The 25,938-nt window shown below is 52.4% G+C and carries 31 protein-coding genes, 2 tRNA genes, 2 rRNA genes and 1 pseudogene; 28 read left to right on the top strand and 8 right to left on the bottom strand.

The genetic code is table 11. The annotated features are described in order from the left end of the window. From rrf (KNP86_RS12670) to KNP86_RS12650, 5 genes are all read left to right on the top strand, one after another. Positions 1 to 98, top strand: a 5S ribosomal RNA gene (gene rrf / locus KNP86_RS12670); the annotation flags it as partial. 91 nt (positions 99 to 189) lie between these two features. Beyond that, positions 190 to 305: ribosomal RNA gene (rrf, locus tag KNP86_RS12665) — 5S ribosomal RNA — on the top strand. Between the two features lie 109 nt (positions 306 to 414). Next, a complete protein-coding gene (locus KNP86_RS12660) occupies positions 415 to 942 on the top strand; it encodes a GNAT family N-acetyltransferase (protein WP_214754687.1) in 528 nt (175 codons plus the stop codon). Continuing rightward, the gene (locus tag KNP86_RS12655; protein WP_214754693.1) at positions 939 to 1,286 is read left to right on the top strand and encodes a pentapeptide repeat-containing protein; all 348 of its coding nucleotides are present in this window, start codon (positions 939 to 941) and stop codon (positions 1,284 to 1,286) included. Before KNP86_RS12660 ends, KNP86_RS12655 begins: the two co-directional genes overlap by 4 nt. Further along, on the top strand, positions 1,279 to 2,217 hold the full coding sequence (locus KNP86_RS12650; RefSeq protein ID WP_128124353.1) for a coiled-coil domain-containing protein: 939 nt from the start codon (positions 1,279 to 1,281) through the stop codon (positions 2,215 to 2,217). Before KNP86_RS12655 ends, KNP86_RS12650 begins: the two co-directional genes overlap by 8 nt. A 9-nt stretch (positions 2,218 to 2,226) precedes the next feature. Here the strand turns inward: KNP86_RS12650 and KNP86_RS12645 are convergent. Beyond that, positions 2,227 to 2,603 (bottom strand): annotated as a pseudogene (locus tag KNP86_RS12645) (HIT family protein). A gap of 52 nt (positions 2,604 to 2,655) precedes the next feature. Between KNP86_RS12645 and KNP86_RS12640 the strand changes: the two are divergent. Next, complete coding sequence (locus KNP86_RS12640; protein ID WP_214754684.1) at positions 2,656 to 3,303, top strand: uridine kinase family protein; 648 nt, start codon at positions 2,656 to 2,658, stop codon at positions 3,301 to 3,303. Here KNP86_RS12640 and KNP86_RS12635 read toward each other — a convergent pair. Beyond that, the gene (locus KNP86_RS12635) at positions 3,298 to 4,077 is read right to left on the bottom strand and encodes a sporulation protein (RefSeq protein WP_214754682.1); all 780 of its coding nucleotides are present in this window, start codon (positions 4,075 to 4,077) and stop codon (positions 3,298 to 3,300) included. The two genes, KNP86_RS12640 and KNP86_RS12635, sit on opposite strands and share 6 nt — an antisense overlap. Positions 4,078 to 4,216: 139 nt before the next feature. Between KNP86_RS12635 and KNP86_RS12630 the strand changes: the two genes are divergently transcribed. From KNP86_RS12630 to KNP86_RS12600, 7 genes are all read left to right on the top strand, one after another. Next, positions 4,217 to 4,293, top strand: a tRNA-Met gene (locus KNP86_RS12630). Positions 4,294 to 4,318: 25 nt separating this feature from the next. Next, positions 4,319 to 4,395, top strand: a tRNA-Met gene (locus KNP86_RS12625). A gap of 105 nt (positions 4,396 to 4,500) precedes the next feature. Next, positions 4,501 to 4,950 (top strand): tRNA (adenosine(37)-N6)-threonylcarbamoyltransferase complex ATPase subunit type 1 TsaE, encoded by a 450-nt coding sequence (tsaE, locus tag KNP86_RS12620; protein WP_214754680.1) that lies wholly within the window; start codon positions 4,501 to 4,503, stop codon positions 4,948 to 4,950. Beyond that, positions 4,947 to 5,603, top strand: a complete 657-nt coding sequence (gene tsaB / locus KNP86_RS12615; RefSeq protein WP_214754678.1) for a tRNA (adenosine(37)-N6)-threonylcarbamoyltransferase complex dimerization subunit type 1 TsaB — start codon at positions 4,947 to 4,949, stop codon at positions 5,601 to 5,603. Before tsaE ends, tsaB begins: the two co-directional genes overlap by 4 nt. Further along, positions 5,596 to 6,081 (top strand): ribosomal protein S18-alanine N-acetyltransferase, encoded by a 486-nt coding sequence (rimI, locus tag KNP86_RS12610; RefSeq protein ID WP_021065388.1) that lies wholly within the window; start codon positions 5,596 to 5,598, stop codon positions 6,079 to 6,081. Before tsaB ends, rimI begins: the two co-directional genes overlap by 8 nt. Continuing rightward, the gene (gene tsaD, locus KNP86_RS12605; RefSeq protein ID WP_034781406.1) at positions 6,053 to 7,075 is read left to right on the top strand and encodes a tRNA (adenosine(37)-N6)-threonylcarbamoyltransferase complex transferase subunit TsaD; all 1,023 of its coding nucleotides are present in this window, start codon (positions 6,053 to 6,055) and stop codon (positions 7,073 to 7,075) included. The genes rimI and tsaD overlap by 29 nt, the downstream gene beginning before the upstream one ends. Positions 7,076 to 7,089: 14 nt before the next feature. After that, positions 7,090 to 7,656 carry a hypothetical protein gene (locus tag KNP86_RS12600; RefSeq protein WP_214754676.1) on the top strand — a complete coding sequence of 189 codons (567 nt, stop codon included), beginning with the start codon at positions 7,090 to 7,092 and terminating at the stop codon, positions 7,654 to 7,656. A 50-nt stretch (positions 7,657 to 7,706) separates the two neighbouring features. Here KNP86_RS12600 and KNP86_RS12595 read toward each other — a convergent pair whose 3' ends face one another. Both KNP86_RS12595 and KNP86_RS12590 read right to left on the bottom strand, forming a co-directional pair. Continuing rightward, complete coding sequence (locus tag KNP86_RS12595) at positions 7,707 to 8,114, bottom strand: hypothetical protein (RefSeq protein ID WP_034781408.1); 408 nt, start codon at positions 8,112 to 8,114, stop codon at positions 7,707 to 7,709. Then, entirely contained in the window at positions 8,111 to 10,012 is a 1,902-nt protein-coding gene (locus tag KNP86_RS12590) for an ABC-F family ATP-binding cassette domain-containing protein (protein ID WP_214754674.1), read from the bottom strand. The genes KNP86_RS12595 and KNP86_RS12590 overlap by 4 nt, the downstream gene beginning before the upstream one ends. A 149-nt stretch (positions 10,013 to 10,161) precedes the next feature. Here KNP86_RS12590 and KNP86_RS12585 point away from each other — a divergent pair, with 149 nt between their 5' ends. The 6 genes from KNP86_RS12585 to KNP86_RS12560 all read left to right on the top strand — a co-directional run bounded on the left by KNP86_RS12585 (position 10,162) and on the right by KNP86_RS12560 (position 16,547). Continuing rightward, complete coding sequence (locus KNP86_RS12585) at positions 10,162 to 10,818, top strand: redox-sensing transcriptional repressor Rex (protein WP_029596207.1); 657 nt, start codon at positions 10,162 to 10,164, stop codon at positions 10,816 to 10,818. Beyond that, complete coding sequence (locus KNP86_RS12580) at positions 10,818 to 11,036, top strand: twin-arginine translocase TatA/TatE family subunit (RefSeq protein ID WP_034781411.1); 219 nt, start codon at positions 10,818 to 10,820, stop codon at positions 11,034 to 11,036. Before KNP86_RS12585 ends, KNP86_RS12580 begins: the two co-directional genes overlap by 1 nt. 3 nt (positions 11,037 to 11,039) lie before the next feature. Beyond that, positions 11,040 to 11,828: a twin-arginine translocase subunit TatC gene (tatC, locus tag KNP86_RS12575; RefSeq protein ID WP_034781413.1), complete on the top strand. Its 789-nt coding sequence runs from the start codon at positions 11,040 to 11,042 to the stop codon at positions 11,826 to 11,828. A 140-nt stretch (positions 11,829 to 11,968) separates the two neighbouring features. After that, the gene (locus KNP86_RS12570) at positions 11,969 to 14,608 is read left to right on the top strand and encodes a hypothetical protein (protein ID WP_214754672.1); all 2,640 of its coding nucleotides are present in this window, start codon (positions 11,969 to 11,971) and stop codon (positions 14,606 to 14,608) included. A gap of 106 nt (positions 14,609 to 14,714) precedes the next feature. Then, entirely contained in the window at positions 14,715 to 15,008 is a 294-nt protein-coding gene (locus KNP86_RS12565) for a YesK family protein (protein ID WP_034781417.1), read from the top strand. Positions 15,009 to 15,200: 192 nt separating this feature from the next. Further along, positions 15,201 to 16,547: an FAD-dependent oxidoreductase gene (locus tag KNP86_RS12560; protein WP_214754670.1), complete on the top strand. Its 1,347-nt coding sequence runs from the start codon at positions 15,201 to 15,203 to the stop codon at positions 16,545 to 16,547. A gap of 32 nt (positions 16,548 to 16,579) precedes the next feature. Here the strand turns inward: KNP86_RS12560 and KNP86_RS12555 are convergent, their stop codons facing one another. Next, positions 16,580 to 16,762 (bottom strand): PspC domain-containing protein, encoded by a 183-nt coding sequence (locus tag KNP86_RS12555; protein WP_021065378.1) that lies wholly within the window; start codon positions 16,760 to 16,762, stop codon positions 16,580 to 16,582. A 173-nt stretch (positions 16,763 to 16,935) separates the two neighbouring features. On the opposite strand from KNP86_RS12555, the gene KNP86_RS12550 reads away from it, so the two are divergent. Then, the gene (locus tag KNP86_RS12550) at positions 16,936 to 18,132 is read left to right on the top strand and encodes a cation:proton antiporter (protein ID WP_353048179.1); all 1,197 of its coding nucleotides are present in this window, start codon (positions 16,936 to 16,938) and stop codon (positions 18,130 to 18,132) included. 90 nt (positions 18,133 to 18,222) lie between these two features. Here the strand turns inward: KNP86_RS12550 and KNP86_RS12545 are convergent, their stop codons facing one another. Continuing rightward, positions 18,223 to 19,158 carry an ABC transporter substrate-binding protein gene (locus KNP86_RS12545; protein WP_214754666.1) on the bottom strand — a complete coding sequence of 312 codons (936 nt, stop codon included), beginning with the start codon at positions 19,156 to 19,158 and terminating at the stop codon, positions 18,223 to 18,225. 125 nt (positions 19,159 to 19,283) lie between these two features. Here KNP86_RS12545 and KNP86_RS12540 point away from each other — a divergent pair, with 125 nt between their 5' ends. The 5 genes from KNP86_RS12540 (at position 19,284) to KNP86_RS12520 (ending at position 23,281) form a co-directional block, all read left to right on the top strand. Then, a complete protein-coding gene (locus tag KNP86_RS12540; protein WP_214754664.1) occupies positions 19,284 to 20,264 on the top strand; it encodes a FecCD family ABC transporter permease in 981 nt (326 codons plus the stop codon). Further along, positions 20,261 to 21,307 carry a FecCD family ABC transporter permease gene (locus KNP86_RS12535; RefSeq protein WP_214754662.1) on the top strand — a complete coding sequence of 349 codons (1,047 nt, stop codon included), beginning with the start codon at positions 20,261 to 20,263 and terminating at the stop codon, positions 21,305 to 21,307. The genes KNP86_RS12540 and KNP86_RS12535 overlap by 4 nt, the downstream gene beginning before the upstream one ends. Next, on the top strand, positions 21,304 to 22,116 hold the full coding sequence (locus KNP86_RS12530) for an ABC transporter ATP-binding protein (RefSeq protein WP_214754660.1): 813 nt from the start codon (positions 21,304 to 21,306) through the stop codon (positions 22,114 to 22,116). Before KNP86_RS12535 ends, KNP86_RS12530 begins: the two co-directional genes overlap by 4 nt. Before the next feature lie 90 nt (positions 22,117 to 22,206). Then, complete coding sequence (locus tag KNP86_RS12525; protein ID WP_034781420.1) at positions 22,207 to 22,680, top strand: hypothetical protein; 474 nt, start codon at positions 22,207 to 22,209, stop codon at positions 22,678 to 22,680. A gap of 16 nt (positions 22,681 to 22,696) precedes the next feature. After that, positions 22,697 to 23,281 (top strand): NADPH-dependent F420 reductase, encoded by a 585-nt coding sequence (locus KNP86_RS12520; protein ID WP_214754658.1) that lies wholly within the window; start codon positions 22,697 to 22,699, stop codon positions 23,279 to 23,281. Between the two features lie 39 nt (positions 23,282 to 23,320). Here KNP86_RS12520 and KNP86_RS12515 read toward each other — a convergent pair whose 3' ends face one another. Then, entirely contained in the window at positions 23,321 to 23,680 is a 360-nt protein-coding gene (locus KNP86_RS12515) for a TM2 domain-containing protein (RefSeq protein ID WP_034781421.1), read from the bottom strand. A 117-nt stretch (positions 23,681 to 23,797) separates the two neighbouring features. Between KNP86_RS12515 and KNP86_RS12510 the strand changes: the two genes are divergently transcribed. The 3 genes from KNP86_RS12510 to bsh all read left to right on the top strand — a co-directional run bounded on the left by KNP86_RS12510 (position 23,798) and on the right by bsh (position 25,600). Further along, entirely contained in the window at positions 23,798 to 23,956 is a 159-nt protein-coding gene (locus tag KNP86_RS12510) for a hypothetical protein (RefSeq protein WP_029596201.1), read from the top strand. Next, complete coding sequence (locus tag KNP86_RS12505) at positions 23,953 to 24,366, top strand: hypothetical protein (RefSeq protein ID WP_214754656.1); 414 nt, start codon at positions 23,953 to 23,955, stop codon at positions 24,364 to 24,366. The genes KNP86_RS12510 and KNP86_RS12505 overlap by 4 nt, the downstream gene beginning before the upstream one ends. Before the next feature lie 259 nt (positions 24,367 to 24,625). After that, positions 24,626 to 25,600: a choloylglycine hydrolase gene (gene bsh, locus KNP86_RS12500; RefSeq protein WP_214754654.1), complete on the top strand. Its 975-nt coding sequence runs from the start codon at positions 24,626 to 24,628 to the stop codon at positions 25,598 to 25,600. 33 nt (positions 25,601 to 25,633) lie between these two features. Here bsh and KNP86_RS12495 read toward each other — a convergent pair whose 3' ends face one another. Next, complete coding sequence (locus KNP86_RS12495; RefSeq protein WP_214754652.1) at positions 25,634 to 25,912, bottom strand: hypothetical protein; 279 nt, start codon at positions 25,910 to 25,912, stop codon at positions 25,634 to 25,636. Positions 25,913 to 25,938 lie beyond the last annotated feature (26 nt).

Here is a 25,938-nt window from a genome sequence, read left to right as displayed (position 1 = left end):
GCGGCCACACCCGTTCCCATGCCGAACACGGAAGTTAAGCGCTTCAGCGCCGAAAGTAGTTGGGGGTCTCCCCCTGTGAGGATAGGACGTTGCCAGGCCAACGCGAAGGACGATCAAGCAGATGCTTGGTCGTTCTTTTTTTTATGAAAGTGTTGACAAACGGGATATATAATGCTAATATAATAATTGTCTAGTGGCGATAGCGAAGTGGTCACACCCGTTCCCATGCCGAACACGGAAGTTAAGTACTTCAGCGCCGAAAGTAGTTGGGGGTCTCCCCCTGTGAGGATAGGACGTTGCTAGGCCAACGCGAAGGACGATCAAGCAGATGCTTGGTCGTCCTTTTTTGTCGTTTCCTTTGAAACTTTTCATCTAATCTTCTCGTATGAAGAGACAGAAGAGGGGGAGTCAAGTATGCAAATCCGTGAAGCGACAGTCTCAGACTACAAGGCGTTCACTGAGGTTTCACGAGCGAGTTTTAAACAAGAGGCAGATCGTCTCCGATTACCATATCGGGACTTAAATATTGAACCACCGGGTTATGATGACCAGGCGATGAGCTTGTATTTGATTGAACAATTGATGTGTTATGTCATCGAACATGAAGGACAAGTCGTCGGGGGAGCCGTCGTGACGTTGACAGGGAAAGATTACGGACGGATTGACCGCATCTTTATTCATCCATACAGACAAGGTAAAGGGATTGGAAAACAGGCACTACAGTCAATCGAGAGGCTTCATCCGACTGTACGAATTTGGGAGTTGGAGACATCAGTAGCCCAACCCCACAATGTGGCATTTTATCGGGCAGTCGGTTACCAATCCGTCTTCGAATCAAGCGAAGAGGTCTGTTTCGTCAAACGAGTAAAGCAACCCGTAGATGAAGCAATCACATTGCGATATGAAGAGCGCTCGATCAAAGGTGCCAAGCGTATGGAATAGATGCGAGTCAAATCGCCATCACGAATAGTAACGTCTCAGAACTACGGGCCAGCAATTGTAATTTCACGAGGAGCCAATTCCGCAATATTAACTTCAGAGAAACCGAGTTCGACGACTTGAATCTTTCCGGCTCACAATATCGATTCGTCACCATGTACGAGTCAGGACGGCCGACGACGTTCTTCCATACAAACCTGACGAACACGATTATGAAAAACTGTCGGCTTGATGGGGTCCAGATCGAGGGTTCATCGATTGACGGCTTAACGATTGATGGGGTACACGTCAAAGACCTGTTAGAACATTATCGAAAAGAAACTGGAGGAATGAAACGTTATGAGTGATCTCTACCAAACCCAACACGACTTACAACAACAGATGGCAGAACGGGACCGACTCGCCCGGAAATTAAAAACACTCGACAAGCAAATTGCCGAACATGAAGCTGTGCGAAAGCAACTTCTCAATTCGTTTACGAAAGAACAACGCGATGTCTATGACTTAGATTCATTCTCGCTCGTCAACGCATGGCGTAAACTCAGGGGAACATTCAACGAACAAAAAACGATTGAATTAGAAGAGGCGGCCCGGGCCGAATTGAAGTTACGAGAACACGAGGCAATGGTCGATGAGTTAGGGCTTGAACGTCGTGATTTATATGAAACCTTTGAGACGTATAACGGGATTGACGCAGAGTGGGAAGCGTTCGTAAAAGAGAAAGAAGCTCACTTGAAGCAGGATCCTGAAGTTAAGGAAACACTATATCGGCTCACGAAGCAGCAAGTGGAAACGAATGAGGTGCTCATTGAGTATAAAGAAGCCATTAGTGCTGGACATACAGCGCGGACTGCCATTTCAAGAACACTGAAACATCTCGACAGTGCAAAAGGCTGGTCGACGTATGATACGTTCTTTGGAGGGGGTTTGATTGCGACAGCGATGAAACATGATGCCATCGATGCCTCGGAGCGGAAGATGCATGAACTTCAAGCCGCACTTGAGCGATTCTCGCGGGAGTTGGCTGATGTGAAAGGCGTCGTCAGCGGATTACAGATTGAACGCGGATCACTGATCCAGTTCGCTGACTATTTCCTCGACGATATTTTCTCGGAATGGACGATGCATGGACGAATCAACGATTCACTGGATAAAGTGAACGGGCTCGATCGAGAAATCGCTAAACTGATCGAGAAAATGACAAGAGAAGTCGAACGTTTGGAGCGACAACTCGAAGAAATAGAAGCGAAACGAAAACAGCTCATCCTTACGCGGTGAGCTGTTTGGTCATTCTGGTCGTTTCAACCAATGGCGTAACCCTTTCCCGGCATGGGGACCTGCCGTGTAACGCGGGATGACATGCAAGTGCGCGTGGGGCACGGTCTGGTTTGAAGCAATTCCGACGTTCCAACCAAGCGTATAGCCGTCAGGGCTATACGTCTCTTCGAGGAACACCTTCGCTTCGTGGAGCAGTCTGTATGTATCATGCCATTCGAAGGCGTGAGATCGAACGTCGTCGCTCGGTGTTGTTTCGGTACGATGATGCCTGAACCGACGAGCACGTCCTGTTCACGATCATGCATTAAAAAGTAGCAGGTCTCGTTCTCGGCAACGATTCGTTGTGATGGATCAAGCTGTGGATGACAAAATGGACAAGTGGACATCGGGATTGGTACACTTCCTTTCTATATGAAGTGTACCAAAAGGGGGATTCAAATGAATGATTTGATCGATTATATCGTCGACGAAGTCGGGCAAGAAAGACATACGGTCATCGGGATTTCGGGACACGGAGGTGCCGGCAAGACGACGTTCGCTGATGCTTTACGCGCGCGTCTTGGGGACGTGAACTATATCAATACCGACCCTTACATCACGGATTCGATGTTACGGAAGAGTGCTATAATCGACTATACGGTCGACGGTCAAACGCATCACTACAAGATGACGGCCTGTCATCCTTCCGCGCATCACTTGCTGTCACTCGAGCGTGATGTCCGGATGGTACGAGAAGGCATCGGCTTTTATACGATCGACGTCCCGTATCTCGAACGGACTTGGATCGATCCAGCAAAACGAGTCACCATCATCGAAGGGATGAGTGTCGCCTTCCTCGAACCTCACTATTTCGATGTATCGGTCTATTTGTATACGGATAGCGAGACTGAGTTCGCCCGTCGTTCTGTTCGGGACATCCAAGAGCGTGGGATGGACCTGGGCTACTTGAAAACCTCGCACGACGAGCGTCGGTTTCAATACGAACTGTTCATGCATCCGCATCGTGAGAAGTTCCAGACGGTCGTCTCGACAAGCGATAATGTTTGGACGATTGAGCGGAGCCCACAAAAAAACCGCTCATCATGAGCGGTGGCTGCGTAACGTTTCTTGGATCCCGATCCCGAGCCGATCTTGTTCGCGCTCGAGTTGGTCCCACGTGAGCGAGCGATGGCGCAACGTGACGTCGTTCGCAATCGACTCAAGTGTGCGTTGCTTCTCGATGTTGTCGAGCCAGTAATAGACGTCGACCCCATCCTCATCGATGCGCCAGAACGATTTGACGACTTCGAACTCGTCGGCCCAGTCGCCGACCGGCTTAAACCCATACTTCTCGACGAATGGATACGGCCGTTCTTCTCCGAGCGGGTCGATGACGTTGCGGACGAACATGAGCTCGAGGCCTGCATGTTCGGTCGCCTCTAACAAGCGTTTCAAAGCGGGGAGCGGTTCGACTTCGACATTCTCGACAACATCGAACCAAACCCGTTTGCCGTCCGTGTCCCAGACGGTCGCTTCCACACTATACGGAGCGCCCGCTGTCGACGGGGCATACATCGTTAAATCAAACGTGAACGGGATATGCTCTTCAGCACCTGGTTCGAGGACGACCGATAGAGGGATTGGGACTTCTTGAAGATCGGCCTCGCGGTTGAACTCATTTCCTTCGAGCGTGATGTCTTTGAAAGTCGTCAAAAAGTTAAGCGTCAACTCCTGCAGTCGCACGACATGTGAAGTGGTGTTCGACACGCGTAACGTTCCATGGACGGTTTCGTTCGGGAGAAACGGTACGGTGTGAAAATAGACGGATGCATCCAGTTCGGAAAAGAACCATTTTTTAAAGCGATTACCCCATTTCGACATGACGGTCGCGCCCCTTTTCTCTAGTAAGTTACACTCCTTATCATGTTCCCGATTCCAATTCTCAAAAAACATTTAGAAAAAGGTTGCATTTTATAACTACTTCACTTATTATAGAGGATGTCGAAACAATTCAAACCATCGCGGGGTGGAGCAGTCTGGTAGCTCGTCGGGCTCATAACCCGAAGGTCGTCGGTTCAAATCCGGCCCCCGCAACCAATTTTTATTTAATTTCATATGTCGTCGCGGGGTGGAGCAGTCTGGTAGCTCGTCGGGCTCATAACCCGAAGGTCGTTGGTTCAAATCCAGCCCCCGCAACCAATTTTTTAAATGAGATAGCGAAACGATGACGTTTCGTGTTTTTTTTTGCGCAAAATTGAGTGTACAATGAGTACGTATCGCTAGAACCACTAAAGGAGAAACATCATGTATACATTGATTACCCATTCTGCGGCCGAAACGCAGGCGGTGGCAGAAAAACTCGCCACGCTCGTCAAAGCCGGAACGGTCATAACGTTGGACGGCGACCTCGGTGCCGGCAAGACGACGTTCACCCAAGGCTTTGGTAAAGGCCTCGGCGTCACGCGTAACGTCAACAGCCCGACGTTCACCATCATGAAACAATACCAAGGGCGCTTGCCGCTCTATCATATGGACGTCTATCGTCTCGAAGACACGGGGGACGATATTGGCCTCGAGGAATACATCAACGGTGATGGTGTCGCCATCGTCGAATGGCCGAACTTGATCGAGTCGTCACTTCCGACGGAACGGCTCGCCATCACAATCGAGCGAGTCGGGGACGAGGAACGTCAGTTGACGTTCGCGCCCGTCGGCGACACGTATGATGCACTCGTGAAGGAGGTGCTCGCATGAAACAACTCATGATTGACACGTCGACGACACGTCTGTCTGTCGCCTTGAGTGAGCACGGACAGATTCAAGCCGAGGCGACGGTCATGGTCTCGAAAAACCATGCCGTCACGCTCATGCCGATGATCGAACAATTGATGAATGCGGTCAAATGGACACCGACCGAACTCGAACGCATCGTCGTGACGACAGGTCCAGGGTCTTATACGGGGATTCGCATCGGTGTCACGACAGCGAAGACGCTCGCCTACACGCTTCAGATCCCGCTCGTCGGGGTCTCGGCGCTCCGTCTTATGGCGGCGGCCCCGAACACGGAGCTCCCAGTCGTCGCGCTCATCGACGCCCGTCGAGGGAATGCCTATATCGGGCATTATCAACAGAACGAGGCCGTCACACCCGACCGTCACGCCTCGGTCGCCGCTTGGCTCGAAGCCAATATCAGCGGACCATTCGTCGTCGTCGGCGACGTGGAGCCGTTCCGTGACGCACTCGCGTCTTACGACTATACCGAAGCACCGGCCGCGCATAGTTACGGCCGTGCGAGCGATCTCGTCGCCTTAGGTGAGGCCACGAATGATGTCCATGCGTTTGAGCCCGAGTATCTTCGTCTCGCTGAGGCGGAAGCGAAATGGCTCGAGGGACAAAACAATGGCTGATATTAAAATCCGGCGCATGACATGGCTCGACGTCGAAGAAGTGACCAAAGTCGAGGAAGCCTCGTTCGCTATTCCGTGGACGAAAGAAGCGTTCATGAACGAGATGCTCCGCAATGACCAAGCGATCTATTTCGTCGCTGTGCATGAACGACGCGTGGTCGGCTTCGTCGGGGTTTGGCAAATCGTAGACGAGGGGCACATCACGAACATCGCCGTCTTACCGGAATATCGTGGGCAAGGCATCGGCAATCTGCTGTTGACGCAACTCGTTGAATTTGCCCGCTCGAAGTCACTCGCGGCGCTCACGCTCGAAGTGCGCGTCTCGAACATCGGCGCCCAAAAGCTGTACGAACAGTTCGGTTTCGAAAATGCCGGACGCCGGAAACGATATTATCAAGACAATAATGAAGACGCCTATATTTACTGGGCGAAGTTAGGAAGTGAAACAGATGGACACATCGCTCATCCTCGCGATTGAGTCGAGTTGTGATGAGACGTCGGTCGCGCTCGTGCGTGACGGTAAGACGCTTTTATCGAACGTCGTCTCGTCGCAGATTGAAAGTCATAAACGGTTTGGCGGGGTTGTGCCCGAGGTCGCCTCGCGCCACCACGTCGAACGGATCACCTACGTCATCGATGACGCCCTCAGTGAAGCGGGTGTGACGATGCAAGACGTCGACGCCGTCGCGGTCACGCAAGGACCAGGTCTTGTCGGGGCACTCCTCGTCGGAATCAGTGCGGCCAAAGCGCTCGCTTTCGCCCATAGCAAACCGCTCATCGGCGTGCATCATATCGCCGGACACATCTATGCGAACGAACTCGTCGAAGAGATGGAGTTCCCGCTCGTCTGTCTCGTCGTCTCGGGCGGACACACGGAGCTCGTCTATATGCCCGAGCACGGTGTGTTCGAAGTCATTGGGGAGACACGTGACGATGCAGCCGGAGAAGCATATGACAAAGTCGCACGGACGCTCAGTCTTCCTTACCCAGGTGGACCTGCCATCGACCGTCTCGCAGCCGATGGGGAAGACACGTACAAGTTCCCACGGGTTCGGCTTGAAGCGGGAAGTTTCGATTTCAGCTTCAGCGGGCTCAAGTCGTCGGTCATCAACGCCGTCCACAACGCTGAACAGCGCGGGGAGACGGTCATCCCTGAAAACTTGGCGGCCAGTTTCCAAGCGAGTGTCGTCGAAGTGCTCGTCGAGAAAGCGATTCGTGCCGTGAAAGAAAAAGGAGCGAAGCAATTGCTCGTCGCAGGTGGCGTCGCAGCCAACCGTGGACTCCGCGCTGCACTCAAAGAAGCGACGGACCGCGAAGGCATCCGCCTCGTCATCCCACCACTTGATCTATGCGGAGACAACGCCGGTATGATTGGAGTCGCGGCACATCACGCGTATGTGCGCGGAAAGCGCGATACACTGGCGATGAATGCGGTTCCTGGGTTATCCTTAGAAGAGAGCATGACAGTCTAGGGGGAAATATACAGATGATGAAACGCATAATCATTGGAGGTCTCGTCGTACTGCTCGTCGTCGCGACGTTTTTGCAAGTACGGGAAATCATCCGCGCTTATAATATCGCCTATCAAGAAGAAATCGTGCCGGAAGCGACACGCGTCCGGTCGCTCACGGGAGCGGAATCGCTCGAAGGCATCGGCCGGGTTACGGGTGAGAACACGCTCGTCGAGACGTTGTACGGCTATAAGAGCTTAGACGATCAAGACATCGAAAGCGTCATCGTCGTCGACCGCAACCTCGGCATTCAACCGAAAGCGAGCGATGCGTATTATCAAATCGCACCGGGACGAGAAGCGACCGAAGAAGAGGCGGCGAAGTTCGAGGACATTGTCAACGAGTTTGACGAAGAGCAACTGTTCGCCCAAGTCATCTCGACGCATGAGGCAAAATATGTGACGAACGACGAAGAGGCGCTCACATTCTACAAAGTGTTCGTCCGTGACGTCGATACGAACGAGTACGTCTTCTTCATCACGGAAGACGGCATCAAGCTTGACTTCCACACGCGCGGGTTCCAACCGCTGCGTTATTTCTAAACGTAAAACAGGGAAGCTGACCTCCATCATGGAGAGCGGCTTCCCTGTTTTTATACTTCTGGATGATGTTTCTTTTGTTTATACCACATATTCACTCGGCTCACGACATAGACGATCAAAGCGAGCACCCACATGAGGAGCGTCGACTGATAGAAGTGGCCCCATACCGAGCCGGGCGTGTAAAAGCTGTGCACGGTCACATCGACCGGCCAGACGACGAGGCGGATAAAGAGCGTGCTCATGAGTAGACCGCTCAACAAGCTGATGACAATCCCGCTCCACGTCTGGATGATGAAGCCGATGACGACCGGCAGGAAATAAAACAGGAACGACGGGACGACGGTCGGTTCCCCACGAATCAGTTCGGATACGTACTCCGTCCCGGTCGGCACGATGTAGGCGAGACCAGTCAGGAAGGCGTGCATCCACTCGATTCGCATCGCACGGAATCGCATCATGAATGGAGCTCCTCCCATTCTGCATACAGTGCCGTGATCGATTCTTTCGTCGCATCGGACTCGGTCGACAGTTCCTGTGCCCGAGCGAAGTCGTTGAAGACGTCCGGTTCACACAACAGTTGCTCAATCTCTTCGATACGGGCCTCGTGTTGCTCGATGGTGAGCTCGATCTCCTCGATCCGTTGTTTCATCCGGCGTTCCTCGCGTTGCTGTTCCTTGTCGGCGCGCTGTTTCTTGACGATGACTTGTTTCGTCTCTTCACGAGCGAGTCGGGCCAGTTCTTCGAGTTCTTCTTTCTTCTCGACGTAATACGAGTAATCGCCGAGGTATTCGTCGATGCCGTTCGGTGTGATCTCCAAGACGCGCGTCGCGAGCCGGTCGATGAAGTAGCGGTCGTGCGACACGAACAAGATCGTGCCCGGGTAGTCGACGAGGGCGTTCTCGAGGATCATCTTCGAGTCGAGGTCCAAGTGGTTCGTCGGCTCATCCAAGATGAGCAAGTTCGGCTGTTCGAGCTTCAGTTTCGCGAGCGTCAAGCGGGCCCGCTCTCCACCCGACAGTTCATGGACGCGCTTCATCACGTCGTCACCGCTGAACAGGAACTGACCGAGCAGGCTGCGGACTTCTTGTTCGCGCATGAGCGGCCAGTCGTTCCAAATCTCGTCGATGACGCGGTTGGCGTCCGACAAGTTCTGTTGCTCCTGATCGTAATAGCCGATCTCGACGCCGGTACCGTAGCGGATGTCACCGGTGAGCGCCGGCTGTTGTTTCGTCAACACTTTCAAAAGCGTCGACTTACCGACCCCGTTCGGACCGACGAGAGCGACCGATTCACCGCGCTGCAGTTGGAAGCGGAGATGCTGGGCGATCGGTTCCTCATAACCGATGGCGAGGTCGCTGCCGCTCAACACGTCGTTCCCGCTTTGGCGTTTGATTGCGAACGAGAGGACGGCACTGCGCTCGTCACCGTCCGGCGCTTCCATCCGGTCGACTTTCTCGAGACGTTTGCGGACGCTCTGGGCCCGCTTCGTCGTCGTCGCCCGGGCGATGTTACGCTGGATGAAGTCCTGCATCTTGGCGATTTCTTCTTGCTGGGACTCGAACTGCTTCTTCTCTTGCTCATAGATCGCGGCCTTCTGTTCAAGGTACTTCGTGTAGTTGCCGACGAAGCGACGGCTCCGGTGGCGAGACAGCTCATAGACGACCGAGACGACCCGGTCGAGGAAATAACGGTCGTGGGAGACGATGAGGACGGCGCCTTTATAACCGCTCAAATACTTCTCGAGCCAGCCGAGCGTCTCGATGTCCAAATGGTTCGTCGGCTCATCCAAGATGAGCAGGTCTGGACTTTGAAGGAGCATCTTCGCGAGGGCGAGGCGGGTCCGTTGTCCGCCGGAGAGCGTATCGATGCGGCGCTCGAAGTCGTCCGGATAGAAACGCATCCCGTGAAGGACGGAGCGGATCGTCGCCTCGTATTGATAGCCGCCGCGGTCTTTGAACGTATGCTGTTCTTCATCATAAGACGACAGCAGGCGCTCATAGGCGGCCGGGTCGTTCAAGATGCGCTCAGATCCCATGTCTTGTTCCATGCGACGGAGCGTTTTTTCCTGTTCAATTAAATCGGTGAAGACGGTGAGCATCTCGTTCCAAATCGTCTCGTTCGATTCAAGTCCTGAATCTTGGGCGAGATAGCCGATTGTCACATCTTTTGGCTTCATGATGTCGCCTGAGTCATAGTTATATTCCCCGGCGATGACTTTGAGCAGTGTCGACTTGCCGGCGCCATTCCGGCCGACGAGGGCGACGCGTTCGCCTTCTTGGATTTCGAGTTTGACGTTCTCTAAAATCGGCTCGACGCCGAATGATTTCGATAAGTTATTGACTTGCAGTAGGATCAAGTGAAAAAACCCCTTTCTCTCTATTTAGTATACTGTATTTTTTAGTCTTTTCAGGTATATTCGTTGAGTGGTTATGTGAATTCGTTTACAATCAAGGTGTATGAAATTAGATTCGTTTGAAACGCGTCGTAAAAAGGAGGCTCTTTCCGTTGAGTCAAAACGAACCAAAGATTCCGCAAGCGACAGCCAAACGGTTGCCACTATACTATCGGTTTATCCAAAGCCTGCATTCATCAGGAAAACAGCGTGTCTCTTCTGCTGAACTGAGTGAGGCGGTCAAGGTCGATTCGGCCACGATCCGTCGCGATTTCTCGTACTTCGGTGCGCTCGGTAAAAAGGGATATGGCTATAACGTACAGTATCTGTTAGACTTTTTCCGTAAGACACTGAATCAGGACGAGATTACGAACGTCGCCTTGGTCGGGGTTGGTCATCTCGGGACAGCTTTCGTCAACTATAACTTCCTTAAAAACAATAACACACATATCGTCGTCGGGTTCGACGCAGACGAGACAAAAGTCGGCACGACGATGTCCGGTGTCCCGATTCATCACGTCGATGAGATGGAACAGATCATGAAGCAAAACAAGATTGACGTCGCCATTTTGACGGTGCCGTCTGCCTATGCACAGCCTGTCGCGGATGACTTGGTCCGCTTCGGCATCAAAGGCATCTTGAACTTTACACCGGCTCGCCTCACTGTGCCGGATACGGTCCGCGTCCATCATATCGACTTGTCGATCGAACTCCAGTCGCTCATTTACTTTATGCAACACTATCCATCTGCTGAGGGGGTCCATCAATAATGGAATTACTATTATCGTCACTCGTCGTCGGTATTCCAGGCGGAGCAAGTCTGTTTGTCATCGCGATTATCGCGCTCATCATCTTCGGGCCGAAGAAATTGCCTGAGTTCGGCCGTGCCGCCGGACAGACGCTCCGTGAGTTCAAAAACGCCACGAGTGGCATGATGAACGAGCATGACGAGAAAGACAAGAAAGAAATTGAGAAGAAAGAGCAGTAAGCGATGAGCCATCAACCTGATCAAGAACGGGCACTGTCCGACCACTTGACAGAGCTGCGGAGACGACTGATGCTGTCGGCATTTGTCGTCTTTGCCTTCTTTTTGATTGCTTTGCCGAGTGTCAAATATGTGCTCGCCTATCTCCAGGCCGACCTCGTCGAACGAGGCCTTGAACTGAACGCCTTTGGGGTCGCGGACCCGCTCATGATTTACTTGAACTTGGCGCTCGTCATCGGGCTCGTCGCGGCTGGTCCGTTTCTACTGTATCAACTGTGGGCGTTTGTCGCACCTGGTCTGCATCCGAACGAGCGGAAAGCGACGCTCGCTTATATTCCGATCATCTTTATCTTGTTCCTCGTCGGTTTGGCGTTTGCCTACTATTGGTTGTTCCCGCTCGTCCTCGATATTTCGACGGACCTCGGGCAAGACCTTGGTCTGACGCAAATCATCGGGGCGTCGAACTACTTCACGTTCTTGCTGCAACTGACCATCCCATTCGGACTGTTGTTCCAGTTGCCGGTCGTGACGATGTTCTTGACGCGCATCGGTGTCGTGACACCGTACTTCCTGTCATCGATCCGGAAGTACGCCTACTTCGCCTTGTTCGTCGTCGCGGCATTCATTACGCCGCCGGATTTGACGTCGCACCTCATGGTGTCACTGCCGCTCTTCTTCTTGTATGAGATCAGTTTATCGATTTCCCGCATCACGTACCGGGGTGTGCTCCGACGTGAGAAAGAGGCGATGGTGAAAGAACAGATGGATTTGATGAAACAAATGAATGAGAAGTAAACACCATGTCATGCGACGTGGTGTTTTTTTGATTTTAGGGCTATTCAATTTTGAAAAAACAACTTAAAATTAGGAGGGTTAAATCAAAAAATGGATTATTTTTGAAAGTTATGCATTCATAAACAGAAATGAGGAGAGTAATGAACAAGTGGTTATGGAGCATGCTCGTGGTGCTCGTCATGATGGTAGCACCGGGAGTTGAAGTCCGAGCAGAGGACTATGCCAAACCGGAAATCATTCCGGCAGGAGAAGTCGTAGGAGATAGTGGGTATGTGTGGCGTTCGGGAGATCCGGAGACGCTTGTTCACATTCAGACCGGTGAGGAATATACGTTACCGATTCGCGTGTCTGCTGCTTATAATATGTATGCCATCGGAGACGGCCGATTTATGTTAAAAGGATGGCCGGAGTGGGTGATGTGGGATATACGTACGAATGAAGCGACGACATTCCCAATCGAAGCAGGAAGTGAGAATCGACTCGTCTCAACGAATGTAACAACAGGAATGATGTTATGGGCTGATGACGAAAAGTATATCATCACATCGATGTCAGGTGATATTCTCGGATCGCTCACGAAAGGCAGCGATCAGGTATACAGTCTGCTCGATGATGGGAACGTCCTCGCGTTCGCCGACGGTCAAGTGACGAAGCGGACGGTTACAGGAGAGGTGCTTGAGACAATCAGTTCCTATTCAGGACAGGTGAGGTGGGCCCGTCACATGAAAGAAGCGAATCAATGGTTCGTGATCAAAAGTGATGACTCGGAGCACATGTTTATTTTCGATTTGGCGACGAAACGATGGATTGAGAAAGATGCAGCAAACGTAAGTAATCTTACGTGGAAAGATGGCACCTACTACTTCATGACGCGAGAAATGTATACGACATTCTATGTCAGTTATAACGTCAGCACGAATGAGTGGAAAGAGGCACCGATTGATGATGCTGACATTCGACAACACGGTCCTTGGTACGTCTTTGGTATGAAGAAGACGGAAGTGTACACGCCGGAGTCTTTATGGAAAGCACCATGGCAACTGAATGTCAATGTGCCGAAAACGACGAATCGCTATGAGGTAGGTCGTCCATATGACGTCAACGGAACGGCCACGCTCGTCGATGGTACGGCCTTACCGATTCCAGCGACTGAGCTGACGGCACGTTTAGCCTATCAAGACGACCCGTTCGTTTGGGAGCAAGGGAAACTGACGTTACAGACGAATGAGTCGTATGACATGATTTTTAAGTGGAACGATTTTGAGCGCCGGTTAGACTTATGGGCATCGAACTATGTGCCGCTCACGCTCGACCCGCCAACCGGTGTCTTAGGCCCGATCAGCGGGAAGACGGCACCGAACACGCCGGTGTTTGTCAGTGTGACGAAAAACTTGTATCAATCGAACTCATCGGATTCATTGTTGAACTATCAATCGGCGACGGTCCAATCGGATGAGTCGGGGCGCTATACGTGGCAACCGGCGCGGTGGTTCACACCTGGATCGCGTGTGACTGTGAAAATCGGTAGTGGGTCAGGTGTTTACGCCGATCCGATTGAACTTCAGACGGTCAAAGAAAGTGACGATACTTCATCAAATGGTATCTCGGTTCTGACGAAAACGGTCACTTCAGGTGTCACATTGAAAACGACGCCGAACGCCGCAGTGGATGTGTTGATTCGCAGTGGGAAATACTACGAAATTTCGAATGAGCAGGCAGATGAAGACGGACTCATTTCGATTAAAGAGTTTAATACGATGCCTGTAGACATCGGAACAAAAGTCTACTTCAAATTAAAAGAAGCACCCGCTTCAGCGTTCCGGCTCACAACCGTGGAGACAAGAGTGGAACCGCCTGTCTTTTCGTGGACTCGGACACCGTTAATGTATGACAAATCCATCAACATCACATCGAGTACCGATCAGGCTTATCGCATCTATCGAAACGGTACGCATGTGGCGACAACACGCGTCATGCCGTACACGTTCGATACCCCATTGAAAGAAGGGGATGTCATTCTCGTCACACGTTCGAGCGGCGATGCGACGTATGAACTCACAAAGACGGTCCGTGCGTTCACTCCGACGCTCAGTGTGACGGACACGTTGATGACGAAGACACAAGCGACACTCTCAATCAAAAAGACGAGCACGGCGACAGTGCGCTTCTATGTAAATGACAAACTCGTCTCGGCCAAACGCCTATCGACGACACGTTACACCGTCCCCGCCAAACCGGGGGATCGAGTTCGCGTCAAAGCATCGGTCGGCTCGAAATCGCGTGACGTCTCGATCCAGTTGCCGAAAACGTCGCTGTCGACGCTCTCGATCAACGATGAGAAGTCACTCTGGGTCGGGTACGTGATCCCGAATAGCACGGTCACGTTGAAGAACGGTTCGAAAGTATTGGCTACTGCAAAAGCGAGCAGCACCGGTCGGGTGACGCTCCGCTTCACCCGTCAACCGGTCAATACGACGCTCTCGTTGACGAGCCAAAGCGGGACGTTCCGACATGCGCAGACGGTGAAGGTGACGACTGGACCGACACCGACGCTCGCGACGACGATTCCATCGAGCGCATCGAAGACACTGAAGGCGACATCGAACGTCGCGTACGGCACATTGACGCTCACGCGGGGGTCGACGGTGCTCGCGAAGAAGACGGTGACGTCGACGTCGACAACGCTCAGTTTCACCCCACAAAAGAAAGGAACGAAATTGACACTCCGTCTCGTGACGCCAAAAGGCCGAAGCGTGACGAAGACGATTTATGTTCGTTAACTGAGAAGCCATTCGCGATGATGCGGATGGCTTTTTTTAGAGATGGGGAACAGGGGAAAGCCGTGATACGATGGAGCCAATCGAACATAGGTCAGGGGGAGAAGCGATGGCTTGGGAGTACTATCGGGATGAACTCATCATCATCGGCGTGTTGACGACAATTTTGTTGATTGCCGTGCTAAACTTTTTGAAATCGCGATTCAAGCGGAGACTCGTCTTCTCGTTAACGTTGCTTCTCGTGGGATACGTATCGTGTATCATCGGACTCGTCTTCGTCCGCGGTTGGGACGCGCTGGGCTGGATTTTGATCGGCATTAGTCTGTATGTGATCGGTCTCCTCACTTATATCGGCGTCGTTATCTATCACTGGGTCAAAGGGCGACGCACCACAAACTCATAAGTGAACCGTTCCGGTTGCGGGACGGTTTTTTTGTTGTCACGCATGGAGTTCAAACTTTAGACATAATTACGTGAAAAAGTGAGCAAAGGGATTGTCAAACCTTCTTGTGAAATAGTACACTAAGTTCAGAAAGTAAATGTGATATTTATCACAAACACTAACTTACCTAACACTCAAAGGAGAGACAACCATATGAAAATCGCAGTCATCGGATGTACACACGCAGGAACAGCAGCAGTCAAAGGATTACTCGCCAAGCACGACAATCTCGACATCACGGTGTATGAGCGCAACGACAACGTCAGCTTCCTCTCGTGTGGGATCGCCCTCCACGTCGGTGGTGTCGTCAAACGTGCGGAAGAGCTCTTCTACGCGTCACCGACCGAACTCGAAGAACTCGGCGCGACGATGCGCATGAAGCACGACGTGTTGAACATCGACACGGAAGCGAAGACGGTCCTTGCGAAAAACCTCGACACGGGAGAAGACGTCTATGACACGTTCGACCGTTTGATCGTCACAACTGGTTCATGGCCGATCGTCCCGACGCTCCCTGGCATCGAGATGACTGGGATTGAGCTCTGCAAAAACTATGGCCACGCCCAACGCATCATCGAGCGGGCGAAAGATGCGACGAACATCGCCGTCATCGGTGCCGGCTATATCGGTGTCGAGCTCGTCGAAGCGTTCGAAGTGTACGGTAAACACGTCACGTTCATCGATAGTGCCGACCGCATCTTGAACAAGTACCTCGACAAGTCGTTCACGGATCAACTTGAAGCGGACATGACGTCACGTGGCATCGACCTCGAGCTCGGCCAGACGGTCGAAGCGTTCCGCGGGACAGATGGAAACGTCACGCACGTCGTGACCGATAAAGGTGAGTTCGAGGCTGACCTCGTCATCCTCTGTGTCGGCTTCCGCCCGAACACGGGACTCCTTCAAGGCCAAGTCGACATGCTCGGCAACGGCGCCATCATCGTCGACGAGTATATGCGCACTAGCAACCCGGACGTCTTCGCGGCTGGTGACAGCTGTGCCGTCTATTACAACCCGGCGCGCACACATGCCTACATCCCGCTCGCGACGAACGCCGTCCGCATGGGAACGCTCGTCGCAGAGAACTTGATTGCACCGCGGGTCCGTTATCAAGGAACGCAAGGGACGTCAGGTCTCCGTCTCTACGATTGGAACATCGCTTCGTCAGGTCTCACAGAAGAAGCGGCCGGCCTGTTCGGTCTTGACGTCGAGAGCGTCGTGATTGAAGATGCGTACCGTCCGGAGTTCATGCCGACAGCGGAACTGGTCCAGTTCAAACTCGTCTATGAAGTCGGCACACACCGCGTCGTCGGAGGACAAGTCCTCTCGAAAGCGGACATGACGCAAGCGGTCAACACGTTGTCGCTCGCCATCCAAAACGAGATGACGGTCGAAGAGCTCGCCTATGTCGACTTCTTCTTCCAACCGCACTACAACAAGCCATGGCACTTCATCAACAGCGGGGCGCTCGCGGCGATGAAAGACAAAGTCAACGCATAAAAAAACTCGGGAGCCGTGGCTTCCGAGTTTTTTTATAGATAGCGTGGAGCATCCTTCATCGAGTTGGCAAGGATCATATAGATGAGAAAGTTCCCCGGCACGATCAGGAAGAGCAGACGAACGCCGAGCGGTGACAGGTCGAAGTATTCAGCGATGCCGCCGCAGACACCAAAGAGCGAGCGGTTCGTGGCAGATTTTCGAAGCGGACGTTGCATGAGCATGGCTCCTATCTCAACTGTGATATGAAAATTTTACCATAAATAATAAGTCATCGGATACACAGACAACGATGATTCCTCCTCCCGATTATCTAGATTGTTTATTTATCAAACTGAGAGGAATAAAGACTACAGCAATCTATATTTCAGTAGAGAGGAGAAATCAATTGATGGCACACCAAATCTTACTATTGCTGTTAATCGGATATGTCATTTACACAATGGATTTGAAGAAAAAGTTCTTCCCTGTTCCAGTGGTGCTTGTGCTCATTGGATTGGTCTTATCCTTTATTCCATACTTTTCTTCGCTTCATCTGTCCAAGCAGGTCGTGTTCGATATTTTTCTTCCAGCTCTTCTTTTTACGGCTGCTTATCAGTTTCCTTTAAAACAACTGAAAGACAATTGGGGGATCATCACTACGTTAAGTACAATCGGATTGATGGTGACAGCGTTACTGCTAGGCATATCCATCTACTGGGTGAGCCAGTGGTTTGGCTCTTTTTCATTTACGGCCTCATTGCTGCTTGCGGCAATTTTAATTCCGACCGACCCGGTTTCTGTGACGTCTATCCTTAAAGAGAGCTCAGACATTGAACAAATTGCTGACGTCGTCGAAGGTGAGTCGATGGTGAACGATGGAACTAGCATCGTGCTGTTTACAATTTTTTTGTCGATGTTTCAAACTGGCGAGCAGTTTTCTTTTGCGACGTTCGCTGAAGAATTTGTTCTCGTCTCACTCGGAGGAGTGGCGATTGGTTTATTGTTTGGGTGGGTGCTTAGTAAAATCATTCATTTTACGCACCATAAAGAGTACAAAATCATGCTCAGTATTGTGACGGCTTACGGAGGATTTTATGTGGCGGAGATCATCGGCGTCTCCGGAGTATTGGCGACTGTCGTAACTGGAATCCTATTATCCTACGAAATCGAGAAAACAAATGGTGAACATGGAATCAGGAAATCGTTGGACGGCTTTTGGAATATTGTCACACCTACGTTATTATCGATTTTGTTCCTATTGATCGGTATCCAATCTGCGGATTATTTGTTCTTCTCGCAGTGGGGGTTGGCGCTCGTCATTTTTGTGCTTTCTTTGTTGACACGTTTCATCATGCTTTGCGGATCAATTTATGCAGTCCCCGCCTGGAGACATGAATTTCGACCTGATATGATCACGATTACGCTCATTACATGGGCTGGCGTCAAAGGTTCCATGTCGGTAGCGCTCCTTCTTTGGCTAGAAGAGGAGGTGACCGGTCAAGACGGTGTATTGGTGTCTTTATCTTTCGCGGTCATTCTCATATCTCTGATTGTTCAAAGTATCGGAATTTATCCGTTAACGAAAGTCTTAGAGAAAAAGAAATAATATTAAGTAAAAGCTCATAACAAAAAAGTCATGGCTCAGAAAATATGAACTGAACCATGACTTTTTTATGTGAGTAGTAATATGTCTGCTTCACTTTAAAATATTGACGAGTTCGTCGAGCACTTCGTTGGCTGACAAGACGCCACCCGATGTGTTCCATGTGTCGTCGCTCACTTCGGTCACTTCGCCGGCTTTGACGGCGTCGAGGTCTTTCCAAAGCTGGTTCGACTGCCACTCTTCGGCTGTCTTCGATCCATCCGCTCCACCGTACGTGAAGTAGACGATATGGTCGCCGTCCATCTCTGGGATGCGTTCCATCGTGATCTCTTCAGCGAACTCGGTGCGGTCTTGTGACGCCGGGCGTTTGATGCCGACATCACCCAAGATGACGCCTGAGAAGCTGTCCGTGAAGTAGATGCGTGACGCGCCAGGAAGGAAGCGTACGACCGAAAGCTCTTTGTTCACAGCGTCGCCGAGCTCGGCTTTTGTATCTTCGACGTGCTGCTCGTAGTCAGCCAAGACGTCGTTCCCTTTGTCCTCAAGGTTGAGGGCGTTCGCATAAAGTGCGAAGTTTTCTTGCCAGTCGCCTTTGAGCGTCTCCGACATGACCGTCGGCGCGATGGCGTTCAACTTGTCGTAAATGTTCTCTTGGCGGAGTTTCGTCCCGATGATGAGGTCCGGCTCGAGTTTCGCGATTGCTTCGAGGTTGACCTCGCTCTCCGTCCCGACTTCAGTCACATCTGTCATCTCTGACTCGATGTGGGGATACCATGGGTTACCGTTCCATGATTTGACGGCACCGACTTGTTCGACGCCGAGGGCGATGAGCGCCTCGGTCCCTTCGTTCGTCAAGACGACGACACGTTTCGGTTCGACTGGTACTTCAGCCGTGCCCATGGCGTGCTTGACCGTGCGCGTCGCTGTTTCTGCCGACTCGTTCGAGTCGCTCGTCTCGTCCGACTCTCCGCAAGCAGCGAGAACGACCGTGAGGCAGAGCGTGAGTAGTGCTAACACAAACTTTTTCATATGTATAAAGTCTCCTCTGATTTGTAAGATTTCCTCCCTGACTATAAGTGATAATGATTCTCACTGTCAACCCCTTTTTCTGACAGCGAGATTTTGCTATGGTAGGAGAGGAAAGAAGTGAGCAAATGATGAAACCATGGATCAAACTATTCGCCTTGATCATCGCGTTACCTATATTGAGTTATATCAGTCTACGGGTCGGGGTCATCCCGGTCGGCCATCAAGACGTGCTCTCGCTCGGAAGCGACAACTCGTCGCAAGCGATGATTGCACTCGAGGACAATCGCATCCCGCGCACCGTCGTCGCGCTTCTCGTCGGAAGCGTCCTCGGTCTCGCCGGGTTACTGTTCCAACTCGTGACCCGTAACCCGCTCGCGTCACCAGACATATTGGCGGTCAATGCGGGTGCGAGCCTGGCCATCGTTCTCGTGACGCTGTTCGGCTTTAGTAGCATCGCCTCGTTCACATCGGCCGCGCTCGTTGGGGCCTTTATCGCTGGGGTCATCGTCTATCTCCTCAGCGCGAACGGGGGCAACGTCATGTATATGACACTCGCCGGGGCATCTCTCGCGGCGCTGTTCAGCTCGTTCACGCAATCGATTATCGCATACGAGGAAGGTGCACTCGATGAAGTGCTGTTCTGGTTGACAGGATCGGTCGCGGGCCGCTCGCTTGAACTCGTCACGACGTTATTGCCATGGATGGTTGTCGCGAGTCTCTGCGTCCTCCTCATCAGTAAAGAGCTCGAGACGCTGTCGCTCGGTGACCAGGTCGCCCGGTCACTTGGTCAAAACGTCGGCGTCATCAAGTTTGTCGCCGTCACGCTCGCAGTCGTCTTGTCGGCGTTCGGAGTCGCGCTCGCTGGACCGATCGCCTTTGTCGGCTTGTTGGCACCCCACCTCGCGCGCTATCTGTTCGGCACGGCGTTCTTCGCCCGGCTCGCGGGGAGTGCGCTCCTCGGAAGTGTGTTGCTCTTAGCGGCCGACATCTTCGGACGGTTCGTCCTGTTTCCACGAGAAGTGACGGTCGGCGTCGTGCTCGCCGTCATCGGGGGGGCCTTCTTCATCTATCTCGTCAGCGCCAGACAAGGAGTCTTTAAATCATGAAATCATATAGTTTTCGAAAAGGTCCGTTCTCGTTCACGCTCCGGAAACGGGAAATCGTGCTCGCGGTCGCGCTCATCGTCGGCCTAATCTTCGCCTTCTATTTGGGACTCGCCGTCGGGGACACGTTTTTGACCCCGTGGTCGCTCGGTGCGCTTTTCCTCGGTTCGGGTGACGCGTTCGCCGAGCTCGTCGTATTCGAGTTCAGGATGCCTCGCGTCTTGATGGCCATCACGGCCGGGGCGTGTCTCGCAGTCAGTGGACACTTGTTACAGCTCACCATTAAAAATGAACTCGCCTCGCCGGAGATTTTCGGTATCGTCGGCGGGGCCGGGGTGGCGACGGCGACATTCTTTACTGTCTTCACGGATGAGCGGACGAACCAACTGTTCGTCCCGCTCGCCTATATCCCGTTCGCCTCGTTTGCCGGTGCGCTCACGGTCGGTGCGTTCTTGTTTTATCTATTGAAACGGGGCGTCCCGCCGGTCCGACTCGCGTTAATTGGGATCGGGATCAGCATCTTCTCGCAAGGGGTGGTTCAGTTCATGATGCTCGCCTCGAATGTGTATCGGAAGAACGATATCCAACAATGGCTCACCGGCACCGTCTATGCGGCGACATGGAATCAATTGAAAATTATGGTGCCGCTCGCGATCCTGTTCTTGCTCGCCGCCTTTTTGATTGAACGGCACGTCCGCCCGCTTCACATTAGCGAGGCTGTCGCGACGAGTATCGGCGTGCCGGTCCGGGGGACACAGCGGGGCACACTCTTGTTGTCTTGCCTGCTAGCTGGAATCGGGGTCGCCTTCGTCGGGGCGATCGGCTTCGTCGGACTGATGGCCCCGCACATCGCCCGCCAAGGCTTGAAGTTACCTTACATTTGGGCGACGTTACTCGTCGGGGCGACAATCGTCGTCTTGGCGGACGTGCTCGCACGGACAATCTTTTATCCGTATGAATTGCGGACGGGTGTCATGACGGCCGTCATCGGCGCGCCGTACTTCTTCTACTTACTTCGCCGGATGATGAAAGGAAGCATGAGATGAACACATTTGATTTACACCAAGTCGCCATCGGCTATGAACAGAAGATTGTGCTCGACGACTTGACGTTCTCGATTCCGCACGGCAAAATCACCGTGCTATTGGGGGCGAACGGATGCGGCAAGTCGACGCTGTTGTCGACGCTCGCCCGGCAACGGGACGCGCTAGGCGGGACGATCGCCTTCCGTGACAAGCCGCTCGAGACATATCGGGCGAAAGAGGCGGCCCGGCTCATGGCGTTCATGCCGCAAGTGAACGTCGCGCCGGACGGATTGACCGTCGAACAGCTCGTCCGTTTCGGCCGTTATCCGTATCAGACGTTCTTCAAGCGCTACTCGGAAGACGACGAACGTGCCGTCGAGCGAGCGCTCGCCTTCACGGATACGGTCTCGCTCCGGGACACGCTCGTCAGCAACTTATCGGGTGGTCAGAAGCAACGCGTCTGGATCGCGCTCGCCTTGGCGCAAGAGTCGGAGACGATTCTCCTCGACGAGCCGACGACGTATCTCGATATGTCGCACCAAATTGAAATCCTCGACTTGATGTACCGGTTGAACCGGTTAGAGGGGAAGACGATCATCATGGTGCTCCACGACTTGCATCTCGCCTGTCGCTATGCCGACCATGTCATCGCGCTCTCCGGTGGGAACGTCTATCGAGAGGGCAGTCCGAACGATGTCGTCGATGAGGCATTCATGCAGGACGTCTTCGGTTTGAAAGTCGTCGTGACGGAAGACCCGCTCTATGGTACACCGCTCTGTATCCCCTATTCGCATTACGAACTGAATGAGAAACGACCACCCACGACCTAGTCTTTGAACTAGGTTTTTTTTCGTCTGAAGCCGGGGAAGTGGTAAGAGAAAGCTGATGTGTCACCTGGTCCTGTCAAAGGAGGAGCCAATATGGCCAAGAAGGAAAAACAACCGTATCATATCGTCACGTTCACGTTTCCAGAGGAGTCCATCTCGTATCAAGCGTTCAGCAAGTTGAAAAAGTACCACGCCGAAGGACTCGTCGGGTTCGAACAACTCGTCGTCATCAAACGTGAGGACAACGGTGCCTTCTCGTTCGAGGATGCCGTCCAACTGACGCCGACGAACAAGTCGACCAAAGGCGCGCTCATCGGGATGGCCGTCGGGATTCTCGGCGGACCGTTCGGGATCCTGTTCGGCACGCTCACGGGAGGACTCATCGGAGGAACGAAAGATTTGAAACACGTCCAGAGCATTCAAGAGACGTTCAAGCGGACGGTCGGGAATATCGAGCCCGGACAGACCGGGGTGATGGCAATCGGGGAAGAGTTCGATCACTCGGTGCTCGATGGACTGGCGGCTGAACTTGGCGGCACGGTGACACGGACAGACGAAGAACTGTGAAAGGGAGTCGGACTACATGAAGATTGGTATTTTAGGGGCCGGGAAAGTCGGACGGACGCTCGGACGCAAGTTCGAGGACGTCGGCTATGACGTGTTGTACGGGACGCGCTCGGAGCGCGAAGGGACGATGTCGCTCCAGGAAGTAGCGTCGAATGCGCAAATCCTCTTATTGACGACACCGTTCGCGGCGGCCGTCGATTTGATTCAATCGCTCCGGGACTTGGACGACAAAATTGTCATCGATGTGACGAATCCGATTGCCAAAGAGTTCGATTCCATCGAGCGGCCGGAAGGGAAATCAGGGGCCGAACATCTGCAGAAACTCGCACCGCACGTCCGCATCGTCAAGGCGTTCAACCAGACCGGCGTCGAGAACTTGGAGAACCCGAACATGTCGATGATGTTCATCGCCGGAGACGAGCAAGAGTCGGTTCGAGCCGTCCAAGACCTTGCCTCGAAGATCGGCTTCGACGCCCATACGCTCCGTCATTTGAAGCTGGCGCGTGAGCTCGAATCACTCGCCTGGCTATGGATTCATTATGCGACGAAAGAACGGAAGCATCGGAACTTCGCGTTCTACTTGAAAGAGAATAGCTTCTAACAGAAAAGACGGTCACGCGTTGGCGTGACCGTCTGGTCGTTAAAAGGCAGCTTGACGCTCAGAGCGCGTTTTCAACGACTCGATTGTCTCGCGTTCGATGGCTTCGACTTCGCGTTGTTGCCAGCCTGGCATGAGGAACGCGTCGACGAGCGCCCAAATGCCGGCGACGAACAGCCCGATAAAACCAATCAATACAACCGTAAGGACGATTGAACCGACCGTGAGAGCAAGCATCGCGAGGGCGCTACCGGTTTTCTTGAAATAGAAGCGGTGAGCACCAAATCCGCCGAGGAAAAACCAAAGCAAGTACGCGACGACGAGATTGCGTTTCTTTTTCTCGACTTCGCTGTTGACGAGGAGCATTTCCTCCGTCGATAAATCGGTACGTGAATAATTCATGATAGGATGTGCCTTCTTTCCGAGAATTGATATAATGAATGCAGACTTTATTGTACCGGGAAACGGATGAATTCCCATGATTTTCTATTTATTTTTTTGGAAGTGAGGAATGAACCAATGGGTTTTGCGATTGTGACGTTCATCGTCGCGTTTATTCACGTCATCGCGGGAGCGGTCGTGTTACATAAATATCCGCAATATAAGTCGATCGCCATCAGTGTGATCGTACTCGGTTTCTTATATGGTGTGTTGACGGTTGGGTTTATTGTGTTATGAAAAAATCACCAACGATGCTACATATTCGGGGGAAGTTCTCGAATCAAGATGTATTAAAACTAGGGACGGGCGTTATGCTCGGGTTTGTCGTATTGGAGCTGCTGCTCGGGGACGTGCCTCAAAGTACTTTGATGTCGTTCGCGTTCGTCCTCTATTACTGGCGCCGTGACGTGGCGTATGCACAAGGTGACGCGAGAGGGAAGGCCATCGGGGAACAGGCAAGTACGTTCACGCTTCGCGTCGTGATTGTCCTATTGATGATCGGCTTCTTCATCTCGTTCCGTGTCGAGACACTCGACCATTCCTTGCGTGCTCTCATGCATTACGGGTTGGCACTCATCTTCGGGTTAAAGGGCTTTGGTCTCTGGTTTTTTCAAGACCTCGAACCTTCTACCGAACGTCACGCATAACATAGCGGGAAGACCTGGCCGACGCGATATTTTTGTTTGTATTCTTGAGCTTATTTGATGCAGACTAGCTAACGATAACGATGCTACTATGGCATCGATTTCATCCACGCGTTGAAAGGAATGTACATGATGAATGAGTGTCAAGACTTCGAGACCGGTCAGGTGAAAGCCTGACCGGTCTTTGGTTGAAGTTCCTCGATAACGTGAATAGGACAAAGAGTGCTGTTATTGTCTGCATTGGATTGGAAGGAGTCTTATTATGTGTACAGCAATCACGTACGCTCCGCACGCCCACTACTTCGGCAGAAACTTAGACCTGAACGTGTCCTATCACGAGCAAGTGACGATCACGCCCCGACACTATTCGTTTAACTTCAGACGGATGGGCGAGAATGCGAACCATTACGCGATGATCGGAATGGCGACCGTCGTGGAAGACTATCCGCTCTATTACGAGGCGACAAATGAGAAGGGACTGAGCATGGCAGGGCTGAACTTCCCGGGGAATGCCGTGTTCAAGCCGGAAGTCGACGGACGAGACAACGTCTCCCCGTTCGAGTTCATCCCGTGGATCCTCGGCCAGTGCGCGACAATCGAGGAAGTGAAAGAGCGACTGGCGACGATTCATCTGATCAATCTTAATTTCAGCGACGCGCTCCCACTTCACCCGCTACACTGGATGATCGCCGACAGAGATACCTCGATCGTCGTCGAGCCGATGACGGACGGGTTGCGCGTGTACGACAATCCAGTCGGCGTCTTGACGAACAATCCGTCGTTCGAGTATCAGCTGTTCAATCTGAACGATTATCGACACGTCTCGACGAAACTGCCGGCCAATACGTTCGCGCCGACATTGAACCTCGATGCCTATTGTCTCGGATTAGGCGGGCAGGGCTTGCCGGGCGACTTATCGTCGACGTCACGCTTCGTCCGGGCAACGTTCGCCACATTCAACTCGGTCTGCGAACCGACCGAGGCGTCAGGTGTCGGTCAATTTTTCAAGCTGTTGGATACGGTGATGCAAACGCGTGGCTTGAACGAGGCCGAGGACGGGACGTACGAGTACACCATCTATTCCTCATGCTGTAACGTCGACGACGGTATCTATTATTACCGGACGTATGACAACAACCAGATCACGGCCGTGTCACTGTTCCATGAACCGTTAGACAGTGAGCAATTGATTACGTATCCTCTACAACACCACCAACAGATTCATTATGAGAATTGAGAACAGCCCTCTTCGCGCGAAGGGGGCTGTGTGTTACAGTGTGTCGTTATAGAGAGGGGCCTCATCGTCCGTGCTGATGACTTTCAGGTGACGCTCGTCTTTCACATAGACGCTCTTATAGGCGACACGTTCACCTTCATAGAACAAGATGATGCGGTTGCCATCGTTGTCCGTCTCGACTTTCGGTTCATACTGTGCGACATCAATCTTTTCCTCGAGCACGCCATACTCTTCGTATGTAGACAAGTCGTCTTCGTTTGAGCAGGCGACAAGAAATAGGGAAGCGACCATTACGAGAATTACTTTCTTCATCGTATCTCTCCTTATTTGATAGTTAA

The organism is Exiguobacterium sp. s16 (genome assembly GCF_018618115.1).
In the GTDB taxonomy this organism is placed as follows: domain Bacteria; phylum Bacillota; class Bacilli; order Exiguobacteriales; family Exiguobacteriaceae; genus Exiguobacterium; species Exiguobacterium mexicanum_A.
Note: the sequence above shows the minus strand (reverse complement) of the source record. Positions and strands in the feature narration are given on the sequence as shown.

What these genes read in the sequence shown, in the direction of transcription:
- KNP86_RS12540 (WP_214754664.1), top strand. Translation starts at nt 19,284, where the DNA reads ATGATGAAACCATGGATCAAACTATTCGCCTTGATCATCGCGTTACCT.
- KNP86_RS12535 (WP_214754662.1), top strand. Translation starts at nt 20,261, where the DNA reads ATGAAATCATATAGTTTTCGAAAAGGTCCGTTCTCGTTCACGCTCCGG.
- KNP86_RS12565 (WP_034781417.1), top strand. Translation starts at nt 14,715, where the DNA reads ATGGCTTGGGAGTACTATCGGGATGAACTCATCATCATCGGCGTGTTG.
- KNP86_RS12635 (WP_214754682.1), bottom strand. Translation starts at nt 4,077, where the DNA reads ATGTCGAAATGGGGTAATCGCTTTAAAAAATGGTTCTTTTCCGAACTG.
- rimI (WP_021065388.1), top strand. Translation starts at nt 5,596, where the DNA reads ATGGCTGATATTAAAATCCGGCGCATGACATGGCTCGACGTCGAAGAA.
- KNP86_RS12545 (WP_214754666.1), bottom strand. Translation starts at nt 19,158, where the DNA reads ATGAAAAAGTTTGTGTTAGCACTACTCACGCTCTGCCTCACGGTCGTT.
- tsaB (WP_214754678.1), top strand. Translation starts at nt 4,947, where the DNA reads ATGAAACAACTCATGATTGACACGTCGACGACACGTCTGTCTGTCGCC.
- KNP86_RS12510 (WP_029596201.1), top strand. Translation starts at nt 23,798, where the DNA reads ATGGGTTTTGCGATTGTGACGTTCATCGTCGCGTTTATTCACGTCATC.
- KNP86_RS12640 (WP_214754684.1), top strand. Translation starts at nt 2,656, where the DNA reads ATGAATGATTTGATCGATTATATCGTCGACGAAGTCGGGCAAGAAAGA.
- KNP86_RS12505 (WP_214754656.1), top strand. Translation starts at nt 23,953, where the DNA reads ATGAAAAAATCACCAACGATGCTACATATTCGGGGGAAGTTCTCGAAT.
- KNP86_RS12560 (WP_214754670.1), top strand. Translation starts at nt 15,201, where the DNA reads ATGAAAATCGCAGTCATCGGATGTACACACGCAGGAACAGCAGCAGTC.
- tsaD (WP_034781406.1), top strand. Translation starts at nt 6,053, where the DNA reads ATGGACACATCGCTCATCCTCGCGATTGAGTCGAGTTGTGATGAGACG.
- tsaE (WP_214754680.1), top strand. Translation starts at nt 4,501, where the DNA reads ATGTATACATTGATTACCCATTCTGCGGCCGAAACGCAGGCGGTGGCA.
- KNP86_RS12550 (WP_353048179.1), top strand. Translation starts at nt 16,936, where the DNA reads ATGGCACACCAAATCTTACTATTGCTGTTAATCGGATATGTCATTTAC.
- KNP86_RS12530 (WP_214754660.1), top strand. Translation starts at nt 21,304, where the DNA reads ATGAACACATTTGATTTACACCAAGTCGCCATCGGCTATGAACAGAAG.
- KNP86_RS12570 (WP_214754672.1), top strand. Translation starts at nt 11,969, where the DNA reads ATGAACAAGTGGTTATGGAGCATGCTCGTGGTGCTCGTCATGATGGTA.
- KNP86_RS12650 (WP_128124353.1), top strand. Translation starts at nt 1,279, where the DNA reads ATGAGTGATCTCTACCAAACCCAACACGACTTACAACAACAGATGGCA.
- KNP86_RS12555 (WP_021065378.1), bottom strand. Translation starts at nt 16,762, where the DNA reads ATGCAACGTCCGCTTCGAAAATCTGCCACGAACCGCTCGCTCTTTGGT.
- KNP86_RS12525 (WP_034781420.1), top strand. Translation starts at nt 22,207, where the DNA reads ATGGCCAAGAAGGAAAAACAACCGTATCATATCGTCACGTTCACGTTT.
- KNP86_RS12660 (WP_214754687.1), top strand. Translation starts at nt 415, where the DNA reads ATGCAAATCCGTGAAGCGACAGTCTCAGACTACAAGGCGTTCACTGAG.
- bsh (WP_214754654.1), top strand. Translation starts at nt 24,626, where the DNA reads ATGTGTACAGCAATCACGTACGCTCCGCACGCCCACTACTTCGGCAGA.
- KNP86_RS12595 (WP_034781408.1), bottom strand. Translation starts at nt 8,114, where the DNA reads ATGATGCGATTCCGTGCGATGCGAATCGAGTGGATGCACGCCTTCCTG.
- KNP86_RS12580 (WP_034781411.1), top strand. Translation starts at nt 10,818, where the DNA reads ATGGAATTACTATTATCGTCACTCGTCGTCGGTATTCCAGGCGGAGCA.
- KNP86_RS12600 (WP_214754676.1), top strand. Translation starts at nt 7,090, where the DNA reads ATGATGAAACGCATAATCATTGGAGGTCTCGTCGTACTGCTCGTCGTC.
- KNP86_RS12495 (WP_214754652.1), bottom strand. Translation starts at nt 25,912, where the DNA reads ATGAAGAAAGTAATTCTCGTAATGGTCGCTTCCCTATTTCTTGTCGCC.
- KNP86_RS12520 (WP_214754658.1), top strand. Translation starts at nt 22,697, where the DNA reads ATGAAGATTGGTATTTTAGGGGCCGGGAAAGTCGGACGGACGCTCGGA.
- tatC (WP_034781413.1), top strand. Translation starts at nt 11,040, where the DNA reads ATGAGCCATCAACCTGATCAAGAACGGGCACTGTCCGACCACTTGACA.
- KNP86_RS12515 (WP_034781421.1), bottom strand. Translation starts at nt 23,680, where the DNA reads ATGAATTATTCACGTACCGATTTATCGACGGAGGAAATGCTCCTCGTC.